24 protein-coding genes are annotated in these 23,774 nt (G+C 67.7%); 11 read left to right on the top strand and 13 right to left on the bottom strand.

Annotated features, from left to right (window positions below):
- Positions 1-57 precede the first annotated feature (57 nt).
- The 3 genes from ACIQ1T_RS09685 (at position 58) to ACIQ1T_RS09675 (ending at position 3,717) form a co-directional block, all read left to right on the top strand.
- The gene (locus ACIQ1T_RS09685) at positions 58-2,100 is read left to right on the top strand and encodes an NAD(+) synthase (RefSeq protein ID WP_395944337.1); all 2,043 of its coding nucleotides are present in this window, start codon (positions 58-60) and stop codon (positions 2,098-2,100) included.
- Positions 2,101-2,323: 223 nt separating this feature from the next.
- Positions 2,324-2,548: an alkylphosphonate utilization protein gene (locus ACIQ1T_RS09680; protein WP_395944336.1), complete on the top strand. Its 225-nt coding sequence runs from the start codon at positions 2,324-2,326 to the stop codon at positions 2,546-2,548.
- Between the two features lie 41 nt (positions 2,549-2,589).
- Positions 2,590-3,717: a CobW family GTP-binding protein gene (locus ACIQ1T_RS09675; protein ID WP_395944335.1), complete on the top strand. Its 1,128-nt coding sequence runs from the start codon at positions 2,590-2,592 to the stop codon at positions 3,715-3,717.
- Between the two features lie 194 nt (positions 3,718-3,911).
- On the opposite strand, the gene ACIQ1T_RS09670 is transcribed toward ACIQ1T_RS09675, so the two are convergent.
- Together ACIQ1T_RS09670 and ACIQ1T_RS09665 are read right to left on the bottom strand one after the other, a co-directional pair.
- Positions 3,912-4,967, bottom strand: coding sequence for a deoxyhypusine synthase (locus ACIQ1T_RS09670; RefSeq protein ID WP_395944334.1), 1,056 nt, complete (start codon positions 4,965-4,967; stop codon positions 3,912-3,914).
- A gap of 208 nt (positions 4,968-5,175) precedes the next feature.
- Positions 5,176-6,441, bottom strand: a complete 1,266-nt coding sequence (locus ACIQ1T_RS09665; RefSeq protein WP_395944333.1) for a type III PLP-dependent enzyme — start codon at positions 6,439-6,441, stop codon at positions 5,176-5,178.
- Between the two features lie 436 nt (positions 6,442-6,877).
- Here ACIQ1T_RS09665 and phnC point away from each other — a divergent pair, with 436 nt between their 5' ends.
- The 7 genes from phnC to ACIQ1T_RS09630 all read left to right on the top strand — a co-directional run bounded on the left by phnC (position 6,878) and on the right by ACIQ1T_RS09630 (position 14,009).
- On the top strand, positions 6,878-7,687 hold the full coding sequence (gene phnC, locus ACIQ1T_RS09660; RefSeq protein WP_395944332.1) for a phosphonate ABC transporter ATP-binding protein: 810 nt from the start codon (positions 6,878-6,880) through the stop codon (positions 7,685-7,687).
- A complete protein-coding gene (phnD, locus tag ACIQ1T_RS09655) occupies positions 7,684-8,697 on the top strand; it encodes a phosphate/phosphite/phosphonate ABC transporter substrate-binding protein (protein WP_395944331.1) in 1,014 nt (337 codons plus the stop codon). Before phnC ends, phnD begins: the two co-directional genes overlap by 4 nt.
- A 17-nt stretch (positions 8,698-8,714) precedes the next feature.
- Positions 8,715-9,584 carry a phosphonate ABC transporter, permease protein PhnE gene (phnE, locus tag ACIQ1T_RS09650; protein WP_395944459.1) on the top strand — a complete coding sequence of 290 codons (870 nt, stop codon included), beginning with the start codon at positions 8,715-8,717 and terminating at the stop codon, positions 9,582-9,584.
- 99 nt (positions 9,585-9,683) lie between these two features.
- Positions 9,684-10,754, top strand: coding sequence for a substrate-binding domain-containing protein (locus tag ACIQ1T_RS09645; protein ID WP_395944458.1), 1,071 nt, complete (start codon positions 9,684-9,686; stop codon positions 10,752-10,754).
- 85 nt (positions 10,755-10,839) lie between these two features.
- Positions 10,840-11,718, top strand: coding sequence for a UTP--glucose-1-phosphate uridylyltransferase GalU (galU, locus tag ACIQ1T_RS09640; protein ID WP_395944330.1), 879 nt, complete (start codon positions 10,840-10,842; stop codon positions 11,716-11,718).
- Between the two features lie 269 nt (positions 11,719-11,987).
- Positions 11,988-12,785, top strand: a complete 798-nt coding sequence (locus ACIQ1T_RS09635; RefSeq protein WP_395944457.1) for an enoyl-ACP reductase — start codon at positions 11,988-11,990, stop codon at positions 12,783-12,785.
- Positions 12,786-12,827: 42 nt separating this feature from the next.
- Positions 12,828-14,009, top strand: coding sequence for a benzoate/H(+) symporter BenE family transporter (locus ACIQ1T_RS09630; protein WP_395944329.1), 1,182 nt, complete (start codon positions 12,828-12,830; stop codon positions 14,007-14,009).
- Between the two features lie 140 nt (positions 14,010-14,149).
- On the opposite strand, the gene ACIQ1T_RS09625 is transcribed toward ACIQ1T_RS09630, so the two are convergent.
- Positions 14,150-14,548 (bottom strand): DUF3597 domain-containing protein, encoded by a 399-nt coding sequence (locus tag ACIQ1T_RS09625; RefSeq protein ID WP_395944328.1) that lies wholly within the window; start codon positions 14,546-14,548, stop codon positions 14,150-14,152.
- A 70-nt stretch (positions 14,549-14,618) separates the two neighbouring features.
- Positions 14,619-15,320 (bottom strand): glutathione S-transferase N-terminal domain-containing protein, encoded by a 702-nt coding sequence (locus tag ACIQ1T_RS09620; RefSeq protein WP_395944327.1) that lies wholly within the window; start codon positions 15,318-15,320, stop codon positions 14,619-14,621.
- A 182-nt stretch (positions 15,321-15,502) separates the two neighbouring features.
- On the opposite strand from ACIQ1T_RS09620, the gene ACIQ1T_RS09615 reads away from it, so the two are divergent.
- A complete protein-coding gene (locus tag ACIQ1T_RS09615; RefSeq protein ID WP_395944326.1) occupies positions 15,503-15,679 on the top strand; it encodes a YegP family protein in 177 nt (58 codons plus the stop codon).
- Here ACIQ1T_RS09615 and rimM read toward each other — a convergent pair.
- The 9 genes from rimM to ACIQ1T_RS09570 all read right to left on the bottom strand — a co-directional run bounded on the left by rimM (position 15,676) and on the right by ACIQ1T_RS09570 (position 23,669).
- Entirely contained in the window at positions 15,676-16,206 is a 531-nt protein-coding gene (gene rimM, locus ACIQ1T_RS09610) for a ribosome maturation factor RimM (RefSeq protein ID WP_395944325.1), read from the bottom strand. The genes ACIQ1T_RS09615 and rimM overlap by 4 nt on opposite strands.
- Positions 16,207-16,451: 245 nt before the next feature.
- Positions 16,452-16,994, bottom strand: a complete 543-nt coding sequence (gene rpsP, locus ACIQ1T_RS09605; RefSeq protein WP_395944324.1) for a 30S ribosomal protein S16 — start codon at positions 16,992-16,994, stop codon at positions 16,452-16,454.
- Positions 16,995-17,018: 24 nt separating this feature from the next.
- A complete protein-coding gene (gene ffh, locus ACIQ1T_RS09600) occupies positions 17,019-18,572 on the bottom strand; it encodes a signal recognition particle protein (RefSeq protein ID WP_395944323.1) in 1,554 nt (517 codons plus the stop codon).
- A 257-nt stretch (positions 18,573-18,829) separates the two neighbouring features.
- On the bottom strand, positions 18,830-18,973 hold the full coding sequence (locus ACIQ1T_RS09595; protein WP_395944322.1) for a hypothetical protein: 144 nt from the start codon (positions 18,971-18,973) through the stop codon (positions 18,830-18,832).
- Between the two features lie 296 nt (positions 18,974-19,269).
- The gene (locus tag ACIQ1T_RS09590; protein ID WP_395944321.1) at positions 19,270-20,643 is read right to left on the bottom strand and encodes a S41 family peptidase; all 1,374 of its coding nucleotides are present in this window, start codon (positions 20,641-20,643) and stop codon (positions 19,270-19,272) included.
- 288 nt (positions 20,644-20,931) lie between these two features.
- The gene (locus tag ACIQ1T_RS09585; RefSeq protein ID WP_395944320.1) at positions 20,932-22,011 is read right to left on the bottom strand and encodes a murein hydrolase activator EnvC family protein; all 1,080 of its coding nucleotides are present in this window, start codon (positions 22,009-22,011) and stop codon (positions 20,932-20,934) included.
- Position 22,012: 1 nt separating this feature from the next.
- Positions 22,013-22,477, bottom strand: a complete 465-nt coding sequence (rlmH, locus tag ACIQ1T_RS09580; RefSeq protein ID WP_395944319.1) for a 23S rRNA (pseudouridine(1915)-N(3))-methyltransferase RlmH — start codon at positions 22,475-22,477, stop codon at positions 22,013-22,015.
- A gap of 4 nt (positions 22,478-22,481) precedes the next feature.
- Complete coding sequence (gene rsfS, locus ACIQ1T_RS09575) at positions 22,482-22,916, bottom strand: ribosome silencing factor (protein WP_395944318.1); 435 nt, start codon at positions 22,914-22,916, stop codon at positions 22,482-22,484.
- Positions 22,917-23,060: 144 nt separating this feature from the next.
- The gene (locus ACIQ1T_RS09570; protein WP_395944317.1) at positions 23,061-23,669 is read right to left on the bottom strand and encodes a nicotinate-nucleotide adenylyltransferase; all 609 of its coding nucleotides are present in this window, start codon (positions 23,667-23,669) and stop codon (positions 23,061-23,063) included.
- Positions 23,670-23,774 lie beyond the last annotated feature (105 nt).

The following is a 23,774-nucleotide window of genomic DNA, read 5'->3' as shown; positions in this document are numbered from 1 at the left end:
TCTTTCGCGCCTATATGGAGGCCGACGACCGGCGCAGGCCGGGCAAAGGACGATCCGATGGCCGAGCCCCTTCCCTTCTTCTCTCCCCGGACCCACGGCTTCGTGCGCGTGGCGGCGGCGACGCCGGTGGCCCATGTCGGAGATCCGAAGGCCAATGCGGAGGAGCATCTGGCCCTGATCCGTCAGGCGGGCGAGCAGGGGGTGGACCTGATGGTCTTCCCGGAACTGTCGCTGTCGGCCTACGCCATCGACGACCTGCATATGCAGGCGGCTCTGCTGGAGGAGGTCGAGCGCCAGATCGCGGTCCTGGCCGAGGCGACGGCCGAGGCGGATCTGGTGGCGGTGATCGGGGCGCCGATCCGCAGCGGCGACGCCCTGTTCAACTGCGCCGTGGTGATGGGGGCGGGCGAGGTCCTGGCCGTCGTGCCCAAGACCTATCTGCCCAACTACCGGGAATATTACGAGAAACGCTGGTTCGCCCCGGCGACGGCGCGGACCGAGGACACGGTTCTGCTGAACGGCGAGACGGTGGATTTCGCGCCGGGTCTGGTGTTCGAGGCGGTGAACCGGCCGGGCTTCGTCTTCTCGGTCGAGATCTGCGAGGACTATTGGGCGCCCCTGCCCCCTTCGACGCGCGCGGCCCTGGCGGGCGCGCGGATCCTGCTGAACCTGTCGGCGTCCAACATCGTCATCGGCAAGGCCGACGAACGGGCCATGCTGAGCGTCAGCCATTCGGCGCGGACCCTGTCGGCCTATGTCTTCGCCGCCTCGGGCTGGGGCGAGAGCACCACCGACCTGGCCTGGGACGGTCAGGCGACCATCCATGAGCTGGGCGCGAAACTGGCCGAGGGCGAGCGGTTCGCCCTGGACGGCCATCTGACGATCGCCGACGTGGACGTGGACCGGATCGGTCTGGAGCGACTGCGGAACGGCACCTTCAGCGAATGCGCCCGCAACGAGGGCGAGGCGGCGACGGTCGTGCCCTTCATGGCGCGCGAGGACGAGACCGAGAGCGAGCTGATCCGGCCGCTGGACCGGTTCCCCTTCGTGCCGGACGACGCGGCAAGGCTGGACCAGGACTGCTACGAGGCCTTCAACATCCAGGTGCAGGGGCTGATGCGCCGGATGACGGCGACCAGGGCGACCAAACTGGTCATCGGCGTCTCGGGCGGGCTGGATTCGACCCAGGCCCTGCTGGTCGCCTGCCGCGCTTTCGACCGGCTGGACCTGCCGCGCACCAATATACTGGCCTTTACCATGCCGGGGTTCGCCACCTCGGACGGGACAAAATCCAACGCCTGGGCCCTGATGAAGGCCCTGGGGGTGACCGGCGCCGAGATCGATATCCGCCCGGCGGCCGAACAGATGTTCAAAGACATCGGCCATCCCTATGCCGAGGGCCAGCCGGTCCACGACATCACCTTCGAGAACGTGCAGGCGGGACTGCGGACCGACTATCTGTTCCGTCTGGCCAATCAGCACAACGGCTTCGTGCTGGGCACCGGCGACCTGTCGGAGCTGGCCCTGGGCTGGGCCACCTATGGCGTCGGCGACCATATGAGCCATTACAACGTCAACGGCGGGGTGGCGAAGACCCTGATCCGCCATCTGATCCGCTGGGTGGCGGGGCGCGAACTGGTCGGCGCCGAGGCGACCCCGACCCTGCACGCCATTCTGGACACCGAGATCTCGCCGGAACTGGTGCCGGCCAGGGACGGGGTGATCCAGTCGACCGAGGGGACGGTCGGCCCCTATGCGCTGAACGACTTCTTCCTGTTCTACATCAGCCGGTTCGGGCTGAAGCCCTCCAAGGTCGCCTATCTGGCGCACCAGGCCTGGGGCGACGCCGCGGCCGGGGACTGGCCCGCCGGCACGCCCGAGGACGAGAAGGTCGAATACGATCTGACGACCATCAAGGGGTGGCTGCGGAAATTCCTGTTCCGCTTCTTCCAGACGGCCCAGTTCAAGCGGTCGGCCCTGCCGAACGGCCCCAAGGTGGTGACCGGCGGATCCCTGTCGCCGCGCGGCGACTGGCGCGCGCCGTCGGACGGGACTGCGCGGGTCTGGGTGGACGAACTGGACGCGAACGTGCCGGACTGAAGGCCAGGCACGGCGTCTCCTCCCCGCTTCGCGGGGAGGTGGCTCGGAGCGTAGCGGAGAGACGGAGAGGTTCTTCAAGCGCGAAGAACCGACGTGGGTGGGGCTTCAAGAACCCCTCCACCGCTTCGCGGTCCCCCTCCCCATCTGCGATGGGGAGGAGACGATGTAAATAGCCACATATTTAGCATGGATAATCGTAGCGACGCTCGCTAGAAGCCTCGCCATGAGCGAAGACCTGACCAAAGACTCCAACGGCAACATCCTGGCCGACGGCGACAGCGTGACCCTGATCAAAGACCTGAAGGTCAAGGGATCGGGCGGGGTGACCCTGAAGCGCGGAACCCTGGTCAAGAACATCCGCCTGACCGGCGACACCGACGAGATCGAGGCCAACGTCGAGAAGGTGCGCGGCCTGGTCCTGCGCGTCGAGTTCGTGAAGAAGGCATAGCCCCCTTTTCAACGGGCGATGCAGCCGCCATCTAGCGGCCTATGACCGACACCCTCGCCGCCCCCGTCTCGACTGCCGCCGCCAACGGCAAGATCCCCGTCACCGTGCTGACCGGCTATCTCGGCGCGGGCAAGACGACCCTGCTGAACCGGATCCTGACCGAGGACCACGGCAAGCGTTATGCCGTCATCGTCAACGAGTTCGGCGAGATCGGCATCGACAACGACCTGGTGGTCGGCGCCGACGAGGACGTGTTCGAGATGAACAACGGCTGCGTCTGCTGCACGGTGCGCGGCGATCTGATCCGCGTCGTCGCCGGCCTGATGAAGCGCCAGCGCCCCGGCAAGCCCGCATTCGACGCCATCATCGTGGAAACCACGGGCCTCGCCGATCCCGGCCCGGTGGCCCAGACCTTCTTCGTCGACGAGGACGTCAAGGCCAAGACCCAGCTGGACAGCGTGACCGCCCTGGTCGACGCCAAACACGTCATGGCCCGCCTGGACGACTCGAAGGAGGCCCGCGAACAGGTGGCCTTCGCCGACCGGATCATCCTGAACAAGGTCGATCTGGCCACGGCCGACGAACTGGATGCGGTCGAGGCCCGTCTGCGGGCGCTGAACCCGCTGGCCCCCATCGTGCGGGCCGAGCGGTCGAACGTGCCGCTGGATCAGGTGCTGGGCCTGCACGCCTTCGACCTGGACCGGATTCTCGAGGTCAAGCCGGACTTCGTGAACCCGCCGCACGGCGCGGACGGGCATGTCCACGACGAGGCCTGCAGCCATCACTACGACCACGACGATCATGATCATGGGCACGACCACGGTCATCATCACCACGATCACGGCCATGGGGCGCGCGGCCATGCGCACCAGGACGACATCAAGGGCATTTCCCTGTCGCTGGACCGGCCGCTGGACGGCGCCAAATTCACCGCCTGGCTGGACAAGCTGCTGGGCGAGCAGGGTCAGAACATCCTGCGCGCCAAGGGCATCATCGACGTGAAGGGCGAGGACCGCCGCCTGGTCTTCCAGGCCGTTCACATGATCCTGGAAGGCGACCTGCAGCGCGAATGGGGCGTCGCCGAACGCCGCTGGAGCCGCGCCGTCTTCATCGGCCGCGATCTGGACGAGGCCGAACTGCGCAAGGGCTTCGAGGGGTGCGCGGCCTGATCAGAGACCTTCCCCCGCTTGCGGGGGAAGTGTCAGGCCGTCGAGCGCAGCGAGACGCCTGACGATGGGGGGAGTCTCGCGAGACTTCCCTCTCCGTCACTGGATCGCTTCGCGATCGACGCGACACCTCTCCCGCAAGCGGGAGAGGGTAAGAAAAAAGGCCGCCGGATCGCTCCGGCGGCCTTTTCTTTGGCTTACGCCTTCTCGAACAGCTTCTGCCAGCGACGCTTGTCGCGGTTCTTCCAGGCGCCGCGGTGATAGGCGTCGGAGCCGATCAGGGGGACGACCGTGGTCGCCTCGGCGAAGACCATCTGCTCGTGGGTGGTCTGGACCTTGCCCCACGAGGCGGCTTCCTTGAGCGTGGACGAGGAGCAGGCGCCGTCACGGACGTCGGCGACCGTGATCTGGACCGCATAACGGTGCATCTCGGCCTCGACGCCCAGGATCTCGGCGCAGACAACCGTGTCCTGGGCGAAATTCTTGGGCACGCCGCCCCCGACCATGAACAGGCCGGTGACGCCGGCGGCGATCTTGATGTCGGTCAGTTCGCGGAAGTCGGCGATGGCGTCCAGCATCAGATAGGGCTGGCCGGCGGCGGCCCGTTCCTTCTGGTGCTTGACCAGGCCGAAACCGGCCGAGGAGTCGACGAAGGCCGGGCAGAAGATCGGCACGCCCTCTTCATAGGCGGTCTGGATCAGCGAGCCGGGCTTCTTGGCGTTGCCTTCCGACAGCCACTTGCCCATCTCCCAGATGAACTCGCGGCTGGAATAGCCGCGCGGCTCCAGACGGTTGGCGATCTCCAGGATGGTGTGGTCGCAGGCCTGGAGCTCTTCCTCGTCGATATAGGTGTCGTAGATCCGGTCGATGTAGTTTTCGCGCAGGACATTGTCGTCCACCTCGCCGGCGGCCTGGTAGTGTTTGAAGCCCAGGGCCTCGAAGAAATCCATGTCCACGATCGAGGCGCCGGTGGCGACCACGGCGTCGACCATGCCGAACTTCACCATGTCGCGGTACACATGCATGCAGCCGCCGGCCGAGGTCGAGCCGGCCAGGATCAGCCAGGGCGAGCAGTCCGCATCCTCAATGGCCATGGAAAAGATGTCGGCGGCGCGAGCGGTGTCGCGCGACGAGAAGCTCATCTTGCGCATCGAGTCGATGATCGGGCGGGCATCGAAGGACGTGATGTCCACGTGCTCGACGACATTCTGCAGCAGCTGGGCCTTGGTGTTGGACATGGCGGGTGCGTTCATTTCGGAGGTTTCCCTGTGATTTGAGCGCCCGTCGAACACACAGACATGCCGGGACGGAGCGACCGACAGGACCGATAGACTCCCAGCATCAACCCGTCACCCTCGGACTTGATCCGAGGGCCAGACGCGCCGTCGCGAACCTCCCGCAAGGGAGTCGCGGACGGCCCCGATCCTCGGGTCGAGCCCCGAGGATGACGGATAGGGATACCTACTTCCGGCGCGACTTGCGCTGGCCGGCCTTACCCTTCGGACGTGACAGGCGCACGACCTTGCGGGCGTTCTCCTCGGCCGTGGTGCGCACGGTCGGGATGGAGCGCGGGGCCAGGCCGTAGAGCGAGGCCATCGGGGCGTCCTCGACGATGGCGATGTCGTGTTCGCCATAGCCGTTGAAGCCGGTCGACATGGCGACACCATAAGCGCCCAGCATGCCGATCTCGATGAAGTCGCCTTCGCGCACATCGGCCGGCAGCCAGAAGGGTCCCGGCATATGGTCGATCGAGTCGCAGGTCGGTCCGTAGAACTGGAACGCCTTCAGATCGCCCGAAGCCTCGCCGTCCCGGACCAGCTTGGTCGGGAAGGGCCAGCGCGAGTGGGTCGCGTCGAACAGCGAGCCGTAGGAGCCGTCGTTCAGATACAGGGCGTCGCCCTTGCGCAGGTCCACGCGGGCCAGGATCGACGAGGATTCGGCGACCAGCGACCGGCCGGGCTCGCACCACAGTTCGGTCGTCTCGGACACCGGCATCTCGTTGAAGCCGCGGTGGATGGCGTCGGCGTATTCGCTCATGTCCGGCGGGACCATGCCCGGATAGACCGAGGGGAAGCCGCCGCCGACATCGACGATGTCGACGATCACGCCGGCGCGGCTGATCGAACGGCCGACCTGGGCCATGGCGGCCTGGAAGGCGGTCGGACGCATGCACTGGCTGCCGACATGGAAACTGACGCCCATCAGGCCGTTCTTGACCGCCTGGCGCGTGGCCAGCAGCAGGGCCGGCGCCTGGTCGGTCGGCACGCCGAACTTGCCCGACAGGGTGTAGGCGGCCCCGTCGGCCGAGACGGCCATGCGCACGATCAGGTTCAGATCGTCCGCGCCGCCGGTGGCGTCGAGAATCTTGTTCAGCTCGTCCACGCAGTCGAGCGAGAAGGTTCGCACGCCGTGGTCGAAATAGGCCTTGGTGATGGCCGAACGGCTCTTGACCGGATGCATGAAGGCCAGCCGCACGTCGTGGCTGACCGAACGCACCAGTTCGATCTCGGCGATGGAGGCGACGTCGAAGCTGCGGACGCCCGTCTCGATCAGGGTCTCGATGACCCAGCGCGACGGGTTGGCCTTCACGGCATAGAAGACGTCGGCGTTCAGATTATCCTGGAACCAGCGCGCCGCTACGGAAACCGAACGCGGCCGCACGAGGGCGACGGGACGTTCAGGGGACCGCTCACGGACCAGGTCCAGGGGAAGTTGGTACGTGCGCAATTCACGTAACCCCCTGCTAATTGTTAAACCCAGACCGGCGTTAGCAGCGCTTAACGGTTAGACCACGGGGTCCGCCGGAAGGCGCGATATGGGGGCATCGGACTGTCATGTAAAGGGGTTTTTTCGTGGCGGGGCCTGGGTTTGGACTGTCACAAATCCCCCGAAGCCCGTGAGAGGCTGCAACGACCCGTCCATCGAAGCACGAAGTCACGCCGCACACGGATGATCATGTTCGCCCGCCCTTGCCGCCGCAAGCGCCGCCGCGCCGCCCTCGACGGCCTGTAGCGTCGGGGCGTCTCCGCGCGAGTCACGACCGACTGCGACAGAATCGGGTCGGGTCTGGACGAGATCGCGCCCGCCATGCGATTAAGGACTTGCCCAAACGCCTCCGGCGCGTCATGCGGCGCCCCTTTCGCCACAGCCTCCTAGCGAGTTCATGAGTTCATCCGCAGCCGCCGTCGCCCCCGGGCTAGTCCTGGCGCGTGACGTGTCGAAGACCTTCGGATCGCGAAAGGCGCTGGACGGCGTCTCGATTTCCGTCGCCTCGGGCGAGATGGTCGCCCTGATCGGCCCGTCGGGATCGGGCAAGTCCACGCTTCTGCGCTCCATCACCGGCCTGCAGTCGATCGACGGCGGCAAGGGCACGATCGCCGTCTTCGGCGAGACGGTGCAGAAGGACGGTCGCGTCACCGGCGCCGTGCGCAAGGCGCGCGGCAAGCTGGGCATGATCTTCCAGCAGTTCAATCTGGTCGGCCGGCTGAGCCTGTTCTCAAACGTCATGCTGGGCGCCCTGGGGCGTATCCCGTCGTGGCAGGGCCTGCTGGGCCTCTGGCCCCAGGCCGACAAGGACAAGGCCATGGCCGCCCTGCACCGCGTCGGCGTGTCCGACTACGCCGGGCAGCGCGCCAATACGCTTTCGGGCGGCCAGCAGCAGCGCGGCGCCATCGCCCGCGCCATCGTGCAGGGCGCCAAGGCCATCCTGGCCGACGAACCCGTCGCCTCGCTGGACCCGGTATCCGCGCGCAAGGTGATGGAGCTGCTGGTCGAGCTGAACAAGCGCGACGGCATGGGCGTGATCGTCACCCTGCACCAGGTCGACTACGCCATCCGCTACTGCGACCGCGTCATCGCGCTCCAGGGCGGCAAGATCGTCTATGACGGTCCCTCCACGGGCCTGGATCAACAGCGCCTGATCGAAATCTACGGTCCCGAATTCGAGGACGCGTTCTGGGAGACCAAGGCATGAGCCTGTCCCGTCGTTTCATCTCCAGGGCCGGCGCCGCCGCCCTGGGCGCCGCCATGCTCATGGGCCTCGCCGCATGCGGCGGCGGCGACGAGAAGAAGGCCGCCGGCGCCACCCCGTCGGAACTGACCTTCTCGATCCTGTCGGCCGAGGGCCAGGCCTCGTCGGGCCCGCTGTGGCAGCCGCTTCTGGACGACATGTCCAAGGCCGTCGGCGTTCCGGTGAAGCCCTTCTTCGCGGGCAACTACAACGTCCTGATCGAGGCCATGCGCTTCAACCAGACCCAGGTGGCCTGGTTCTCGGCCAAGCCGGCGCTGGAAGCCGTCGACCGCGCCCAGGGCGAGGTCATCGCCCGCATCGTCGACCCTGAGGGCCGCGACAGCTACACCTCGACCCTGATCGTGCGTAAGGGATCGGGCGTCACGCTGGACAAGGTGCTGGCCTGCGGCAAGCAGTACGACTTCGGCATCGGCGACGCCCAGTCGACGTCCGGCACCCTGGCCCCGCTGACCTTCCTGTTCAATCCGCGCGGCATCGTGCCGAACCAGTGCTTCAAGACCGTCCGCTCGGCCAGCCACCAGGCCAACGCCTTCGCCGTGGCGACCGGGGTGGTCGACGTGGCCACCTCGAACTCGGTCAACACCGTCTTCATGCGTCGCGAGAACCCGCAGCTGGCCGCCCAGATCGAGGACATCTGGGTTTCGCCGCCGATCCCGGAATCGGGCATCGTCATCCGCGAGGATCTGGACCCGGCGCTGAAGGAAAAACTGCGCAGCTTCTTCCTGACCTACGGCCAGGGCCAGGGCCCCGAGGCCGACCGCCAGCGCCAGGTTCTGGCCGGTCTGAACTATTCGATGTTCCGCGCCGCCGATGATTCCTACCTGGATCCGGTGCGCGAGATGGTCGCCGACCAGAAGCTGACCGAGGCCAAGGCCAAGAACGACCAGGCCGGTGTCGCCGCCGCCGAGCGCGACCTGGCGGCTCTGCGCGCCAAGCGTGAGGTCCAGCCTTGAGCGACGCCACCGTAGACATGGCGGCCAAGGGCGGCGTGGCCCTGGGGGCCATCCCGTCGGCGCCGAAGAAGTCGCTGTCCTCGACCCTGTTCGACGTCATGCTGTGGGGCGGTCTGGCGATCATCCTGATCGCCAGCTTCGGCAAGGTCGACATGCAGAATTTCGGCCGGCTCTTCTCGGGCTCGTCGAACATCTCCACCTATGGCGCCGACCTGCTGCGGCCCGACTGGGGCGCCATCTTCCCGGCCGGCGACTTCTGGACCTCGTTCACCCACATCTTCACCCAGCCGACCACCAGCCTGGCCGGCCAGATGTGGCTGACGGTGCAGATCGCCCTGTGGGGCACCTTCCTGGCCGTCTTCCTGGCCCTGCCGCTCAGCCTGATGGCCTCGCGCAACATCGCCCCGGGCTGGATGGTGTTCGGCGTGCGCCGGGTCATGGACCTGCTGCGCTCGATTCCCGACCTGGTCATCGCCACCCTGTTCATCGTCGCCGTGGGCCTGGGCCCGCTGGCCGGCGTCCTGGCCCTGGCCCTGAACACCGGCGGCGTCCTGGCCAAACTGTTCTCGGAAGCCGTCGAGTCGATCGACAAGGGACCGGTCGAGGGCGTGCGCGCCACCGGCGCCGGCAAGCTGCACGAGATCGTCTGGGGCGTCTTCCCCCAGGTGGCCCCGCTGTGGACCTCGTTCGCCCTGTACCGGTTCGAGTCGAACAGCCGCGCCGCCACCGTCCTGGGCCTGATCGGCGCGGGCGGCATCGGCCAGACCCTGTTCGAGAGCATCCAGGCCTTCGACTACAGCCGTGTCGCCGCCATCGCCATCGTCATCGTGGTCGCGGTCACCCTGATCGACACCCTGTCCCAGGTGATGCGCAAACGCCTGCTGTAACGGTTTCAACCGCCCTGTTCCCGACATCCCGGCGCCGGAAAAACCTTCACAATCCTCTGGTCTAAGCGTCGTGAAAACGATGCTCAGGGAGAGCGCATGATGATCCGCATACTGAAACTCGCGACCTCGGCCGCAGCCCTTCTGGCCCTGGCGGCCTGCGGCGACGGCGGATCCGGCGGCGGCGCAAGCTCCGGCGCCCGTTCGGGCATCTGGGCGGCAGGCTCCTCGACCGTCTTCCCCTTCTCGACCCGCGTGGCCGAGAATTTCGCCCGCACCTCGGGCGGCGCCGCCCCGCGCGTGGAATCCCTCGGCACCGGCGGCGGCATCCAGGCCTTCTGCCAGGGCGTCGGCCCGACCACTCCGGATATCGCCAACGCCTCGCGTCCGATGAAGGCGTCCGAGTTCGACCTGTGCGCCAAGAACGGCGTCACCGACATCGTCGAGATCAAGATCGGCTTCGACGGCATCGTCATCGCCACGGCCCGCAACGGCAACGGCTTCAACTTCGAACTGAACGACCTCTATGAGGGCCTGGCCAAGGAAGTGCCGGGCGCCGACGGCCAGTTCGTCGCCAACCCGTCCAAGACCTGGAACCAGGTCAACGCCGGCCTACCGAACCAACGCATCCAGGTCTATGGCCCGCCGCCCACCTCGGGCACGCGCGACGCCTTCCTGGAACTGGGCATGGAGCCGGGCGCCAAGCTGGTTCCGGCCGTCGCCGCGATCGCATCCGACACCGACCGCTTCATGGGCCTGGCCCATACGCTGCGCGAGGACGGCGCCTGGATCGATTCCGGCGAAAACGACAACGCCATCGTCCAGACCCTGACCCGCACCCCCGGCTCGCTGGGCGTGTTCGGCTACTCCTTCCTGGAGCAGAACCTCGACACGGTGAAGGCCGAGACCATCGACGGCGTCACCCCCAATGCCGACACCATCGCCAGCGGCGAATACCCGCTGTCGCGCAGCCTCTACATCTATGTGAAGAAGGCCCATATCGGCGTCATCCCGGGCCTGCAGCAGTTCGTGCAGGAGTTCCTGTCGGAAGGTTCGGCCGGCAAGGGCGGCTATCTGCAGGATCGCGGCCTGATCCCGCTGCCGGAAGATCAACTGGTCGCCCAGCGCGCCCTGGCCTCGGCCATGACGCCGATGCAGCGCCCCGCGAAGTAACGACGCTTTCCAGAAAGCCATCCCGCCCCTTTCCCCGGCCGATCCCTCGGCTATGATGGGGCGGGATAGCAATCAGGAACACCATATGACCTCTCAGCCCGCGCGTCTGCGCAAGGCCGTGCTGCCTGTCGCCGGCCTCGGCACCCGCGTCCTCCCAGGCACGAAGACCACGCCGAAGGAACTCCTGAACGTCGTCGATCGGCCGATCCTCTCGTATATCGTCGAGGAGGCCCGCGAGGCCGGGATCGAGCACATCGTCTTCGTCACCGGCCGGTCGAAGGGCGCGATCGAGGACTATTTCGATCACCAGATCGAGCTGGAGGCCCAGCTGGAGGCCAAGGGCAAGACCGAGATCCTGGACCAGCTGCGCGCCGAACTGCCGACGCCGGGGGAGATGAGCTTCACCCGCCAGATGTCGCCCAAGGGCCTGGGCCACGCCGTCTGGTGCGCCCGCGACATCATCGGCGCCGAACCCTTCGCCGTCCTGCTGCCCGATGTGATCGTCGACAGCCAGCCGGGCGCGCTGAAACAACTGATCGACGCCTATAACGAGGTCGGCGGCAATCTGATCGGCGTCGAGGCCGTGCCGGAGAGCGAGACCCACAAATACGGCATCGTCGACCCGTCGGCCCGCGACGGCCGCCGCATCACCATGAAGGGCATGGTCGAGAAGCCCGCCAAGGGCACGGCGCCGTCGAACCTGTCGATCTCGGGCCGGTACATCCTGCAGCCGGAGATCTTCGATCTGCTGGCGACGCAGGAGCGGGGCGCCGGCAACGAGATCCAGCTGACCGACGCCATGGCCCGACTGATGGCCGACCAGTTGTTCACCGCCGTCGAATACGAGGGCGTGACCCACGACTGCGGCGACAAGATCGGCCTGCTGAAGGCCAATGTCGCCCTGGCCCTGAAACGCCCCGACCTGGGCGAGGCCGCGCGGGCGGCCGTTTCGGCCCTGCTTTAAGAAACGAAGGACGATGCCTCTTCCTCCCCGTTCGGGGAGGGTGGCCGAGCGAAGCGAGGTCGGGTGGGGGCGGCCAGGCAAGGCCGCACCGACCTGACTTCACGCAAGTCTGTGGGTTTCGCCCTGCCCTCCCCCCCCCGGTCTCGCCTACGGCGAGACCACCCTCCCCCGCTGGGGGAGGGAGAGGCGTTGAGTGCGCCTCCTCCGCCTGCTAACCCTCCGCGCAAATCATCAGGAGACGAACCATGGCCACTTCCGAAGGCTGGGACATGCCGACCGGCGACCTCATGAAGGGCAAGAAGGGCCTGATCATGGGTGTGGCGAACTCCAGCTCCATCGCCTGGGGCATTGCTTCGCAACTGGCGGCCCAGGGCGCCGAACTCGCCTTCACCTATCTGGGCGAGAGCCTGGAGCGCCGCGTGCGCCCCCTGGCCGAAAGCGTCGGCGCCAAGCTGCTGATCCAGGCCGACGTCACCGACGACGCCTCGATGGACCACGCCTTCGCCGAGCTGGAGAAGGAATTCGGCACGATCGACTTCGTCGTCCATTCGGTGGCCTTCGCCAACAAGGACGAGCTGAAGGGCTCGTTCGTCGACAACACCACCCGCGACAGCTTCCTGCTGGCCCTGAACATCTCGGCCTTCAGCTTCGTCGACGTGGCCAAGCGCGCATCGAAGCTGATGCCGAACGGCGGCAGCCTGATCACCCTGACCTATCTGGGGTCGGAGCGGGTCATTCCGAACTACAACACCATGGGCGTGGCCAAGGCGGCGCTGGAGGCGGCGACCCGCTACATCGCCCGCGACCTGGGTCCGAAGAACATCCGCGTCAACGCCATCTCGGCGGGCGCCATGCGCACCCTGTCCCTGGCCGGCATCTCGGGCGGGCGCGGCCTGCACTCCAAGTCGGCCCAGTTCTCGCTGATCAAGGAAGAGACCTCGATGGAGGGCGTCGCAGGCGCAGCCCTGTGGCTGTGCTCGGACCTGGGGCGTTCGACCACGGGCGAGGTCGTCCATGTCGACGCCGGCTTCCACGCCGTGGGCCTGCCGGACGACGTCGAGGCTTGATCCGCCCTTCCGCCTTCCAAGGCTAAGGTTTAAGGCCGGGGCATGACCGCTCCGGCCTTTTCCATGCGCACGCCCCCGTCCGCCTTCTCCTCCGCCGCCGTGGCCACGGTGATCGGCTTCGGCGGGACCGTGGCCCTGGTGGTGCAGGCGGGTCAGGCGCTGGGCGCCGACGCCGGACAGATCGGGTCCATGGTGACCGCCCTGTGTCTGGCCATCGGCCTGCCGGGCGCCCTGCTGAGCTGGCGGCTGAGGATCCCCGTCGTCCTGGCCTGGTCGACGCCTGGCGCGGCCCTGCTGGCGGCCTCGACGCTGGGCCTGTCCTGGGCGACGGCGATCGGGGCCTTCGTCTTCGCCGCCGTCCTGATGGTGCTGACCGGCCTGATCCCGGCCCTGGGGCGTCTGGCCGGGCGGATCCCGCCGGCCATAGCCTCGGCCATGCTGGCGGGGGTGCTGCTGCCCTTCGTGCTGCGCCTGTTCAAGGTCGTGCCGGACGAGACCCTGCTGGTGGTGGGTCTGATCGCGATCTTTCTGGTCTTCCGCCGGCTGTGGCCGGTCTGGGCCCTGCCCGCCGTGCTGGCGGCGGCCTTCGCCGTTCTGGCGGCAAGGGGCCAGTTGGCCCTGCCTGCCGGGACCGGCCTGTTCGGCCATCTGGAGCCTGTGGTCCCGACGTTCGACTGGAAGGCGGCCGTCAGCCTGGGCTTCCCGCTGTTCCTGGTGACGCTCGCCGCCCAGAACCTTCCGGGCCTGGTGGTGCTGCAGACCGCCGGCTATCCGCCGCCCGCCAGCAGGCTGATCCTGTCGACCGGAATCGCCAGTCTGGTCGCCGCCCCCTTCGGCGCCCACGGGGTCAATCTCGCGGCCATCACGGCGGCCATCTGCACCGGGCCCGACGCCCATCCCGATCCGAACCGGCGCTGGGTCGTGGGCGTGATCTACGGCGGCTTCTATCTGATCGTCGCCCTGTTCGCCGCGCCCCTGGCCGGCCTGTTCATCGCCATGCCCCCGGCCGTTCTGGCGGTGGTGACGGGCCTGGCCCTGGTCGCCCCCCTGACCGGCGCGCTGCAAGGGATGATGGTCGAGACCGCCGGACGCGAGGCCGCCGTCCTGACCTTCGCGGCGACGGCCTCGGGCCTGGCCCTGTTCGGTGTGGGTTCGGCCTTCTGGGGGCTGGTGGTCGGATTCGCGGTCCTGGCTGCGGGCCGCTGGATCCGACCGAAGGCCTGACCCAGCGGTTCATTTTTGAGCCTGCCGCGCTTCGCGCTGCTTGAGGCTCGACCTGTCGCCTACCGCGCTTCACGCTGCTTGAGGCTCGACCTGTCGCCTACCGCGCTTCGCGCTGCTTGAGGCTCATGACTTGAGGCGGATCAGTCGCGCAACGAGGCCGGCACTTGACCGCCGTTCTCAGCCAGCTTCGTCCACACCGCCTTGGACAGGGCGATGTTCTGTTCCGCCGATCCATGCTCGCCGGCGTGGACGTTCAGTTCCTCAGCCAGCTCCTTGCGGGCGGCCAGGCTGGAATCGAGGTCCAGAAGCTTCAGCAGATCGACGATAGAGGTGCGCCAGTTGCCGCCGCCGCCCTTGGAGTCCGCCAGGTCGCCGAGCACCGCCTCGACGTCGACCGGCGGCAGGATGGGGCTGGCGACTGTCGCGGCCGCGGTCGGAGCGGGCGTCGGCGCAACGCCTGCGGGCGCCGCAGTCGGCGCAGGGACCGTCTTCGGCTTGTGGCCGGTGATCTTGTTCCAGATCGAAGAGAAGATGCCCATTGGTCGCGCTCCTGTTGGTGTCAGCAGACAACGCGACCGATGGGCCAGGGTTCAGAATTGGGAGTTCAGATCAGTCCCGCGCCGGGATGTTCAGACCGCGCTGCACGGCCGGACGGGCCAGGCCGCGTTCCAGCCAGGCGGCGACGCGCGGGAAGTCCTTGAAGCCGACGATCTCGCCCGCCTCGTAGAAGCCGATCAGATTGCGGACCCAGCCCAGGGTGGCGACGTCGGCGATGGAATAGTCGCCGACAATCCAGTCGCGGCCTTCCAGCTGCGTCTCCAGCACGCCCAGCAGGCGGCGGCTCTCGGCGACGTAGCGGTCGCGCGGTCGCTTATCCTCGTACTCCTTGCCGGCGAAGCGGTGGAAGAAGCCCAGCTGGCCGAACATCGGGCCGATCGCGCCCATCTGGAACATGACCCACTGGAGGGTCTCGTAGCGGGTCGCCGGATCGGCCGACAGCAGCTGACCGGTCTTCTCGGCCAGATAGATCAGGATGGCGCCGGATTCGAACAGGGCCAGCGGCTGGCCGCCCGGACCGTTCGGATCGAGGATGGCGGGGATCTTGCCATTGGGGTTCAGCGACAGGAATTCCGGCCCCCAGGTCTCGTTCTTGGTGATGTCGACCAGGTGGGGCTCATAGGCCAGACCGACCTCCTCCAGCATGATCGAGACCTTCACCCCGTTCGGCGTCGGCAGCGAATAGAGCTGGATCCGATCGGGATGCTGAGCGGGCCAGCGCGTGGTGATCGGAAAGGCGGACAGGTCGGTCATGGTCGGAGCCCCGTGGAGTGATGGCCCTATGTGGTTCGCCCCGCCGGTTCCGCAACCGCGTCCGTTTCAAGGATCTCTCGCGGTCTTGTGTCGCGCACCGTACTTTCAAGGATTGACGATCCGCGTGGTCGTGCCAGCTTGACCCTGGCCCGATCACGGGTCGCTGGATGGAGACGCCCGCGATGGCGCACAAGTTCGAAATCTACAAGGACAAGGCGGGCGAGTTCCGCGTCCGCTTCAAATACAATTCCGAGACCATGTTCTCGACCGAGAGCTACAGTTCGAAGGCCTCGGCCCAGAACGCCATCGACTCGATCAAGAAGAACGGCCCCGACGCCCCCGTCGAAGACAACAGCTAGTCGGGCTCTCGCTCGCCCACCTCGGTCGGCGGCGCGGCGACCAGCCAGCCGTCGGCCAGGTGGAGTTCGGGCACGGCCGCCTTGGTGAAGGGCAGATACCAGGTCGGACCGCCGGTCGACGGGGCGATCTCCAGCATATCGTCGGCGCCGAAGTTCTGAACCGACTTGACCTTCCCCATGACGACGCCCGCCGTGTCGCGGGCCTCCACGCCGATCAGGTCGGCGAGGTAGAATTCGTCCTCCTCCGGCTCCGGGAAGCGGTCGCGGGGGACGTGCAGCTTCAGGCCGCGCAGGGCGTCGGCCTGTTCCTTGGTCTCGATCTCCTTGGCCCGGCCGACGACGCCGTTCTTGTCGGGCCGCGTCGAGGTCAGGGTCAGGGCGACCGTGCCGTCGGCGCGCAGCAGCGGGCCATAGGCGGTCAGGGCCAGGGGATCGGCGGTGAAGGCGGTCACCCGCACCTCGCCCCGCACCCCGAAACCGCCGCCGATCTGGCCGACGAGGATGAGTCTGCTGCTGTCGTTGGTCATTGTTCTGCGTCCGTCGTCCTGAGACCTTCCCCCGCCTGCGGGGGAAGTGTCAGGCCGTGACGCGAAGCGGCACGCCTGACGATGGGGGAAGTCCTCTTACTTGGAAGAACACTCCCTCTCCGACCCTGGATCGGCTGGGCCGATCGACGGGCCACCTCTCCCGCAAGCGGGAGAGGGTCTGTTGTTAGCGCATGAAAAAGGCGGCGCCGGAAGACGCCGCCCTGATCATCGTCAAGACGAAGGGATTAGCCTTCGGCCTTTTCCTCGGTCGCTTCTTCGGCGGCCGGGGCTTCTTCGGCGGCGGCTTCAGCGGCCGGAGCCTCTTCAGCCGGAGCTTCCTCGACGGCCGGAGCGGCGGCGGCGGCTTCGGCTTCAGCCTTGGCGGCGGCGGCGGCTTCAGCGGCCTCGGCCTTGGCGGCGGCTTCGGCTTCCAGGCGGTCGGCTTCGCGCTGGGCGCGTTCGGCGGCGCGCTCTTGCGCCTTCTTGCCCGGCTGGGCCTTGTTCGGGTTGTTGGACTGGGTCCACTTCACCTTGGCGCCCAGGGTCTCGTCCTGCGACAGGAAGCGGGCGACGCGGTCGGTCGGCTGAGCGCCCTTGCCGAGCCATTCAGCGATACGCTCGACCTTCAGGGCGACGCGCGGAGTGGCGCCGTCCTTCGGCAGCATCGGGTTGTAGGAACCGACCTTCTCGATGAACTTGCCGTCGCGGGGCGAGTGCGAGTCGGCGATGACGATGTGGTAGTAGGGGCGCTTCTTGGCGCCGCCGCGGGCCAGACGAATCTTCAGCATTTCAGGTCTCTTTCTAGGAAGTCGTTATTTCTTGGGAAGTCCGGGCAGACCCGGAAGGCCTCCCGGGAGTTGTCCGCCGCCCCCGAGAGGGTTTCCAAGGCCGGCAAGCCGGTCCTGAATGGCTTTCAGTTCGTCGGCCGAGGGCTCGGCCATCTTGCCGCCGCCGAGGGCCTTGAGGCGGGCCATGTCGGGGCCGCCGCCCCCCATGCCGGGAATGCCGCCGCCGCCGCCGAGACCGCCCAGCATGGCGGCCATCTGCTGCATCTTCTTGGGTCCGCCGCGCGCCATCGACTTGACCACATCGGCCATCTGGCGGTGCTGTTTCAGAACCCGGTTCACGTCCTGCACGTCGACGCCGGCGCCGGCGGCGATCCGCTTCTTGCGGCTGGCGTTCAGCAGGTCGGGCTTCTTGCGCTCGGCCTTGGTCATCGACGAGATGATGGCTTCCTGACGCAGGATCATCCGGTCGTCGATGCCGCTGTCGGCCATCTGGTTCTTCATCTTGGCCACGCCGGGCAACATGCCCATGATGCCCTGAAGACCGCCCATCCGCTTCATCTGCTGCAGTTGGCCGGCCAGATCGTCCAGGTCGAACTGACCCTTGGCCAGCTTGCGGGCCATCTTCTCGGCCTTGGCCTGGTCCAGGTCCTGGCTGGCCTTCTCGACCAGGGCGACGATATCGCCCTGACCCAGGATGCGGCCGGCGACGCGGCGGGCGTCGAACACGTCCAGGGCGTCGACCTTTTCGCCGGCGCCCAGATATTTGATCGGCAGGCCGGTGACGGCCCGCATCGACAGCATGGCCCCGCCGCGCCCGTCGCCGTCGGCGCGGGTCAGGACCAGGCCGGTCAGGGGCAGGCGCGCATGGAAGGCGGCCGCGGTGCGGACGGCGTCCTGGCCGGTCAGGCTGTCGGCGACCAGCAGGGTCTCGACGGGCTTGGAGATCTCGGCGACCTCGGCCACCTCGTTCATCAGCCCCTCGTCCAGGGTGATGCGGCCGGCGGTGTCGAGGATCAGGACGTCGAAGCCCTGCAGCTTGGCCGACTGCAGCGCCCGGCGGGTGATCTGGACCGCGCTCTCGCCCGCCACGATCGGCAGGGTCGCGACCTCGATCTGCTTGCCCAGGGTCGCCAGCTGTTCCATCGCGGCCGGACGACGCGTGTCCAGCGAGGCCATCATGACCTTCTTGCGATCGAACTTGGTCAGGCGCAGCGCCAGCTTGGCCGAGGTCGTGGTCTTGCCCGAGCCCTGCAGGCCGGCCATCAGCACCACGGCGGGCGGATTGGCGTTGGTGTTGAGCGGGACCGGCTCCTCGCCGCCCAGCATTTCGATCAGGCCGTCATAGACGATCTTGACCACCTGATCGGCCGGCTTGACCGAACGGATGACCTCTTCGCCGGTGGCGCGCTCGGTGGCGAAGGCGATGAATTCCTTGACGACCGGCAGGGCGACGTCGGCCTCGAGCAGGGCCACGCGCACTTCGCGCATCGCCTCGGCGACATCCTTTTCGGACAGGGCGCCGCGGCCGGTGATCCGGTCGAAGACGCCTGTCAGCCGCTCGTTCAGAGCCTCGAACATTCACTACCTCGTGTGGCGCAGGTGAAACGGCTCCATACGACAACGGCCCCCGGCGACGATCACGTCGGCGGAGGGTTCTCGCCAGCCTCGTCCATCAGAGATGGGGTCGTGCTGGTGGAGACGCGAGGTTCACTTGCGTCGGAAGCGGCGGCTTATGAAGGAAAACAGGGGGAAAGGCAACTCGGACGAGTCGCGCCCCGCCCCACTCCCCTCCGTCGTCCCCGGGTCAAGCCGGAGGATGACGGGAAGAAAGACCTTCAAACGGAGATATCCAGAACGACGCCCTGGGTCTTGCCCTGTTTGGCGCCCTCCTCGACGGCGGTGCGGATCGCCTCCTCGATCATCTTGGCGATGATCTGCTCGACCTCCGCCTCGATCGACAAACGTTGTTTCTCCGGCATCGCCGCCACCTGATCTTCCGTGAGGTTCTTGTCCTCAAGGACGTCGGCGCGAAGCTTTTCCTTCAGCTTCTCGAGCTGCTGTTCCTTCGCCCAGGCCTGAAATCCCTTCTCGCGGATCTGGTCCAGATCGCGATCCAGGGTCGAGGGCGGCTTTTCCTGCCGGGCAAGATAGGGCGTTCCCCCACGCCCATGGCGCCGAGAAAACCGCTAACGGACGAAATCGACATGACAATCTCCTCCCACAAGGATCGCGACGGCGACCCCTGCAGGAAGAGACTGCAACCCGTATGCCGAAATCAGGGCTCTTCGGGCGTCTCGGCCGGGGTCTCGTCCGGCTTGGGCGCGGAGCCCGGCTCGGTGACGACGACATTCTCCGGCGGAGCGGACAGTTTCGACAGGTCGCCGCCGGCGCGCAGGACATCCAGGGCGCGCTGCAGCTGGTAGTCCTTCTCCTTGTCGAAGCCCTCGCCGGGGGCTTCACGCGGCGTGTGCGGCCCCTTGCGCTCGGCGCCGATGGAGGAGTCCAGGGCCGTGGCGTAGGCGGCTTCCGAATAGATGAAGCTGGAGCGCGAGACGATCCGGGCCTCGGCCTCGGAGCGGGCCACCTCCAGATCCGGCTCGATGCCGATCTTCTGGATCGAGGCGCCGGAGGGGGTGTAGTAGCGGGCCGTGGTGATCGACAGGGCGCCGTCCTGGCCCTGGCGCAGCGGGATCACCGTCTGGACCGATCCCTTGCCGAAGCTGGTCAGGCCGACGATGGTCGCCCGCTCGTGGTCCTTCAGGGCGCCGGCGACGATTTCCGACGCCGAGGCCGAGCCGTAGTTGACCAGGACCACCACGGGCAGGCCGCCGGTCAGGTCGCCGGGCTTGGCGGAATAGCGCTGGATCTGCTCGGGCTTGCGGCCGCGCTGGCTGACGATCTCGCCGCGTTCCAGGAAGGCGTCGGACACGTCGATGGCGGCGTTCAGCAGGCCGCCGCCATTGTTGCGCAGGTCCAGGACATAACCCTTCACGCCCGGCTTCTCGGCCTTGATCTTGTTGATGGCCTCGGTCAGCTCGCGGCCGGTGTTCTCGTTGAAGGTCGAGACGCGCAGATAGCCGAAGTCGCCCTCGACCCGACCGGTGACCGACTGGACCTTGATGATCTCGCGGGTCAGGGCCACCTCGCGCGGCTCCTCGCCGTCACGCAGGAAGGTGACGCGGATGCTGGTGCCGACGGTCCCGCGCAGCTTCTCGGACACCTGGCTGACGGTCAGGCCCGCCGCGTTCTGGCCCTCGATCGAGGAGATGACGTCGCCGGCCTGGACCCCGGCTTTGGCGGCGGGGCTTTCGTCCATCGGCGAGATGACCTTCACCAGGCCGCCTTCCGAGGTGATGGTCAGGCCGACGCCCGAATACTGCCCTTCGGTCCGCTCGCGCAGTTCGTCATAGTTGGACGGCGGCAGATAGTTGGAGTGGGGGTCCAGCGCCGTCATCATGCCGGCCAGGGCCGCCTCGATCAGCTTCTTGTTGTCGACCGGGACCACATAGGCCTGTTCGACTATGCCCACGACGTCGCCGAACAGCTCCAGCATTCGGAAGGTTTCGTTGCGGGGCGTCTGGCTGGTGGCGACGGCGGCCGAGCCGCCGAGAACCAGGGCGGCGCAGCCGACGAGGAGCAGTTTACGCATTCGGTCTCTTTCGGTCGGGCCGATCATGGAAGGCGCCCGTTGGGAGGTAAGGCCTCGCAGTCACGACGAAATCGTGGCGACGCAGCGTCACGCCGATAAAATCAGCGTCAGAGGGGAAAGCAAGGCTTATCGCAGCCTTGGGTTCCAAACTCCCGCCGTCCCTCTCCCTATTCGTCATCCTCGGCCTTGTGCCGAGGATCCAGACGCCCGGTATCGAAAGCCGGGCTCAACGCCAAACACCGGGATTATGGATCCTCGGCACAAGGCCGAGGATGACGGCTGAATGGACTATTTCAGCCACGGCCCTGGATCGATAGGCCGCTCCTCGCGCCGCAGCTCGAAATAGACGTCGCCGTCGGGGCCGCTGCGACCCAGGGCCTGACCGTCGGAGACGCGGGCGTCGGGCGCCACGTCGACGCTTTCCAGACCGGCGATCACGGCGCGCCAGCCGGGCCCCAGGTCCAGGATCACCACCTGGCCCCAGCCGGTCAGGGGGCCGGCATAGGCCACCTTGGCGTCAGCGGGGGCGACCACGGCCGCCCGGTCGGCGCGCCAGCGCCAGCCCGAGGTTCCCGGCGCCCAGGTCTGGGTCGGGTCGCCCTGGACCGGGGCGCTGAGCCGGTTGCGCCCGGCAGGCAGGCGGGCGGTCTGGGCCTCGGGCGCCTCGGCGGCGGGGACGGTTCCGCCCAGTTCGCGGATACGGTTTTCCAGCACCCGGGCGGCGCGTTCGGCGGCGCGGGCCTCGGCGTTCAGCACGGCGGTCAGGGCGGTCTTGCGGGCGGTCAGCCCCTCGATCTCGGCGCGACGGTCGCCCTGGGCGCTCTCGGTCGTCAGCAGACGTTCGGACGACAGGACGGCGAGACGGCGGATCCGCATGATCTCGGCCTGACGCTCGGCCAAGGCCTCGGCCCGCTTCTCCAGATCGGGAGTCATGGCCTTCAGCAGGATGGAGGCGCGCACCGTGTCCACCGCCTTGTCGGCCGGGACCAGCAGGGGCGGCGGGGGACGGCGGCTCATCATCTGCAGGGCGCTGAGCAACCGGCCCTGGGCGCCGCGATCCCGCGCCATCTCGGTGACCAGCTCGGCCTCGCGTTCGCTGAGCTGCTGCAGCCGGGCGCGCTGATCGTCGATCTGGCGGTCGTCGGTCCGTTCGTCGGCGCGCAGCGAGGCCAGACGGCGCTCCAGCTGGGCCAGTTCGTCCTTGGCGGCCTCGGCGTCGGCGCGCAGGCGACGGGCGCGCACGGCCTCGTCGCGATATTCGGCCTGGATGCGCGACAGCTCGCTCTCCGGCGCCTGTCGACCGACAGCCGGGGCGGCGCAGACGAAACCCGTCAGCAGGGCGAGCGATAGGACGGTTGTGCGACGCATCTCAGTCGCGATGATAGGGCGATCCGGCCAGGATGGTCACGGCCCGATACAGCTGTTCGGCCAGCATGGCGCGGGCCAGGGCGTGGGGCCAGGTCTGGGGACCGAAGGCCAGGGTCGAGGACGCAGCCGCGCGCACGCTCTCGTCCAGCCCGTCCGCCCCGCCGATGGCGAAGACCAGACGACGTTCGCCCTGGTCGCGCAGCTTCGCCACATGGTCGGCGAAGGCGCGGGAGGAATAGGTCTTGCCCCGCTCGTCGCAGGCGATCAGGTGTGCGCCTTCTGCGGCGGCGAGGATCAACTCGGCCTCCGGCGCCTTGCCCGGCTTGCGGGCTTCCAGATCGATCAGGTCGAGGGGACCGAGGCCCAGCGCGCGTCCCGCAAGGGTGGCGCGCCGGGCGTAGTCGTCGGCGAGCGTCGCTTCCGGCCCCCGGCCCGGTCGGCCGATGGCGACGATGCTCAGCTTCATGGTGTCAGTCGCGCGGGGTGCGGTGGGCGGAATCGACCGCCCAGATCTTCTCGATATTGTAGAAGGTGCGGACTTCCGGGCGGAACAGGTGGACGATCACGTCGCCGGCGTCGATCAGCACCCAGTCGCAATGCGGCAGGCCCTCGACCTTGGCCTTGCCCAGACCCTGTTCCTTCAGGGTGCGCAGCAGGTGGTCGGCGATGGCGCCGACGTGACGATGCGAGCGGCCGGAGGCGATGATCATCGCATCGGCCATGGCGCTTTTGCCCTTCAGGTCGATCAGGACCATGTCCTGGGCCTTGTCCTCGTCGAGGCGGCTCAGCAGGGCTTCTTCGAGCGGGGTCGCGCCGATCGGGCGCGGAACGGCGTCGCCGAACGCGGGGATCGCGTCGTCGTTATCATAGCCGTCTTCGGAATGGAGAGGTTCGATAGGGTCCATCTCGTGCGCCGTGTTCGAGACGGCGGCGTCTTGCGTATCATACGCGGGCGAGGGGGTCAGCGGAGGGCTCCGGGAGCATTGACTAAAGCAGCCCTCTAGCACGGATGGGCCGGAACGTGAACCGGCGCCCGACTCACCCGCCCATCACGAGACCGAGCGTCGCCCTTTGCCGGCCCGGATCGTCGTCGAGGACAGGGGATTCAGCGGCGCCGTCAGATAGGTCCAGGCCGGGGCTTCGAGGGTGGGCAGCAGGCCCGCCTGTTCGGCCGGAACGCGGAAGGGGGCGAACCGCGCGGCCGCGGGCGCGGTGCGGCTGTCCAGCAGCGAACCGGGCCGGGCGATGACCGCCACAGGCATCAGCCGCATGATGTCGGTCCAGCCCCTCCAGCGGTGGAAGCTGGCCAGATTGTCCGATCCCATCAGCCAGACGAAATGGACGCCGGGGTGCCGCGCGACCAGCAGCCGCAGGGTGTCGACGGTCCAGGCCACGCCGGCGCGGGTCTCGAAATCCGAGACGATCATCGACGGGCCGTGGGCGTGGTCGCGGGCCGAGGCCATGCGGTCGTCCAGCGGCGCGCTGTGGCGGGCGTCCTTCAACGGGTTCTGCGGCGAGACCAGCCAGACCACCCGGTCCAGGCCCAGGCGACGCATCGCCGTCTCGGCCACATGGGCGTGTCCGTCATGGGCCGGATTGAACGAGCCGCCGAACAGGCCGACCTTCATCCCCGGCGCCAGGATCAGGCCGTCACGCAAGCCCCCTGGGCGGGGACCGGCGCCTCTGGGCGCGGGACCGGCGTGAAAGAAGGACAAGCGGGGCGTCTCGGGGAGTTATGCTCAGCGGCGCCCTTATCATGGGCG

This window comes from Brevundimonas sp. (assembly GCF_044336875.1).
In the GTDB taxonomy this organism is placed as follows: domain Bacteria; phylum Pseudomonadota; class Alphaproteobacteria; order Caulobacterales; family Caulobacteraceae; genus Brevundimonas.
This window is presented reverse-complemented; position numbering and strand designations above follow the sequence as displayed.

Coding starts and splice junctions, on each gene's coding strand:
- rimM (WP_395944325.1), bottom strand. CDS start 16,206: ATGACCAACGACAGCAGCAGACTCATCCTCGTCGGCCAGATCGGCGGC.
- galU (WP_395944330.1), top strand. CDS start 10,840: ATGACCTCTCAGCCCGCGCGTCTGCGCAAGGCCGTGCTGCCTGTCGCC.
- phnE (WP_395944459.1), top strand. CDS start 8,715: ATGGCGGCCAAGGGCGGCGTGGCCCTGGGGGCCATCCCGTCGGCGCCG.
- ACIQ1T_RS09680 (WP_395944336.1), top strand. CDS start 2,324: ATGAGCGAAGACCTGACCAAAGACTCCAACGGCAACATCCTGGCCGAC.
- phnD (WP_395944331.1), top strand. CDS start 7,684: ATGAGCCTGTCCCGTCGTTTCATCTCCAGGGCCGGCGCCGCCGCCCTG.
- ACIQ1T_RS09630 (WP_395944329.1), top strand. CDS start 12,828: ATGACCGCTCCGGCCTTTTCCATGCGCACGCCCCCGTCCGCCTTCTCC.
- ACIQ1T_RS09595 (WP_395944322.1), bottom strand. CDS start 18,973: ATGCCGGAGAAACAACGTTTGTCGATCGAGGCGGAGGTCGAGCAGATC.
- ACIQ1T_RS09625 (WP_395944328.1), bottom strand. CDS start 14,548: ATGGGCATCTTCTCTTCGATCTGGAACAAGATCACCGGCCACAAGCCG.
- ACIQ1T_RS09620 (WP_395944327.1), bottom strand. CDS start 15,320: ATGACCGACCTGTCCGCCTTTCCGATCACCACGCGCTGGCCCGCTCAG.
- ACIQ1T_RS09685 (WP_395944337.1), top strand. CDS start 58: ATGGCCGAGCCCCTTCCCTTCTTCTCTCCCCGGACCCACGGCTTCGTG.
- ACIQ1T_RS09585 (WP_395944320.1), bottom strand. CDS start 22,011: ATGCGTCGCACAACCGTCCTATCGCTCGCCCTGCTGACGGGTTTCGTC.
- ACIQ1T_RS09645 (WP_395944458.1), top strand. CDS start 9,684: ATGATCCGCATACTGAAACTCGCGACCTCGGCCGCAGCCCTTCTGGCC.
- phnC (WP_395944332.1), top strand. CDS start 6,878: ATGAGTTCATCCGCAGCCGCCGTCGCCCCCGGGCTAGTCCTGGCGCGT.
- ACIQ1T_RS09670 (WP_395944334.1), bottom strand. CDS start 4,967: ATGAACGCACCCGCCATGTCCAACACCAAGGCCCAGCTGCTGCAGAAT.
- ACIQ1T_RS09635 (WP_395944457.1), top strand. CDS start 11,988: ATGCCGACCGGCGACCTCATGAAGGGCAAGAAGGGCCTGATCATGGGT.
- rlmH (WP_395944319.1), bottom strand. CDS start 22,477: ATGAAGCTGAGCATCGTCGCCATCGGCCGACCGGGCCGGGGGCCGGAA.
- ACIQ1T_RS09615 (WP_395944326.1), top strand. CDS start 15,503: ATGGCGCACAAGTTCGAAATCTACAAGGACAAGGCGGGCGAGTTCCGC.
- ffh (WP_395944323.1), bottom strand. CDS start 18,572: ATGTTCGAGGCTCTGAACGAGCGGCTGACAGGCGTCTTCGACCGGATC.
- ACIQ1T_RS09675 (WP_395944335.1), top strand. CDS start 2,590: ATGACCGACACCCTCGCCGCCCCCGTCTCGACTGCCGCCGCCAACGGC.
- rsfS (WP_395944318.1), bottom strand. CDS start 22,916: ATGGACCCTATCGAACCTCTCCATTCCGAAGACGGCTATGATAACGAC.
- ACIQ1T_RS09590 (WP_395944321.1), bottom strand. CDS start 20,643: ATGCGTAAACTGCTCCTCGTCGGCTGCGCCGCCCTGGTTCTCGGCGGC.
- rpsP (WP_395944324.1), bottom strand. CDS start 16,994: ATGCTGAAGATTCGTCTGGCCCGCGGCGGCGCCAAGAAGCGCCCCTAC.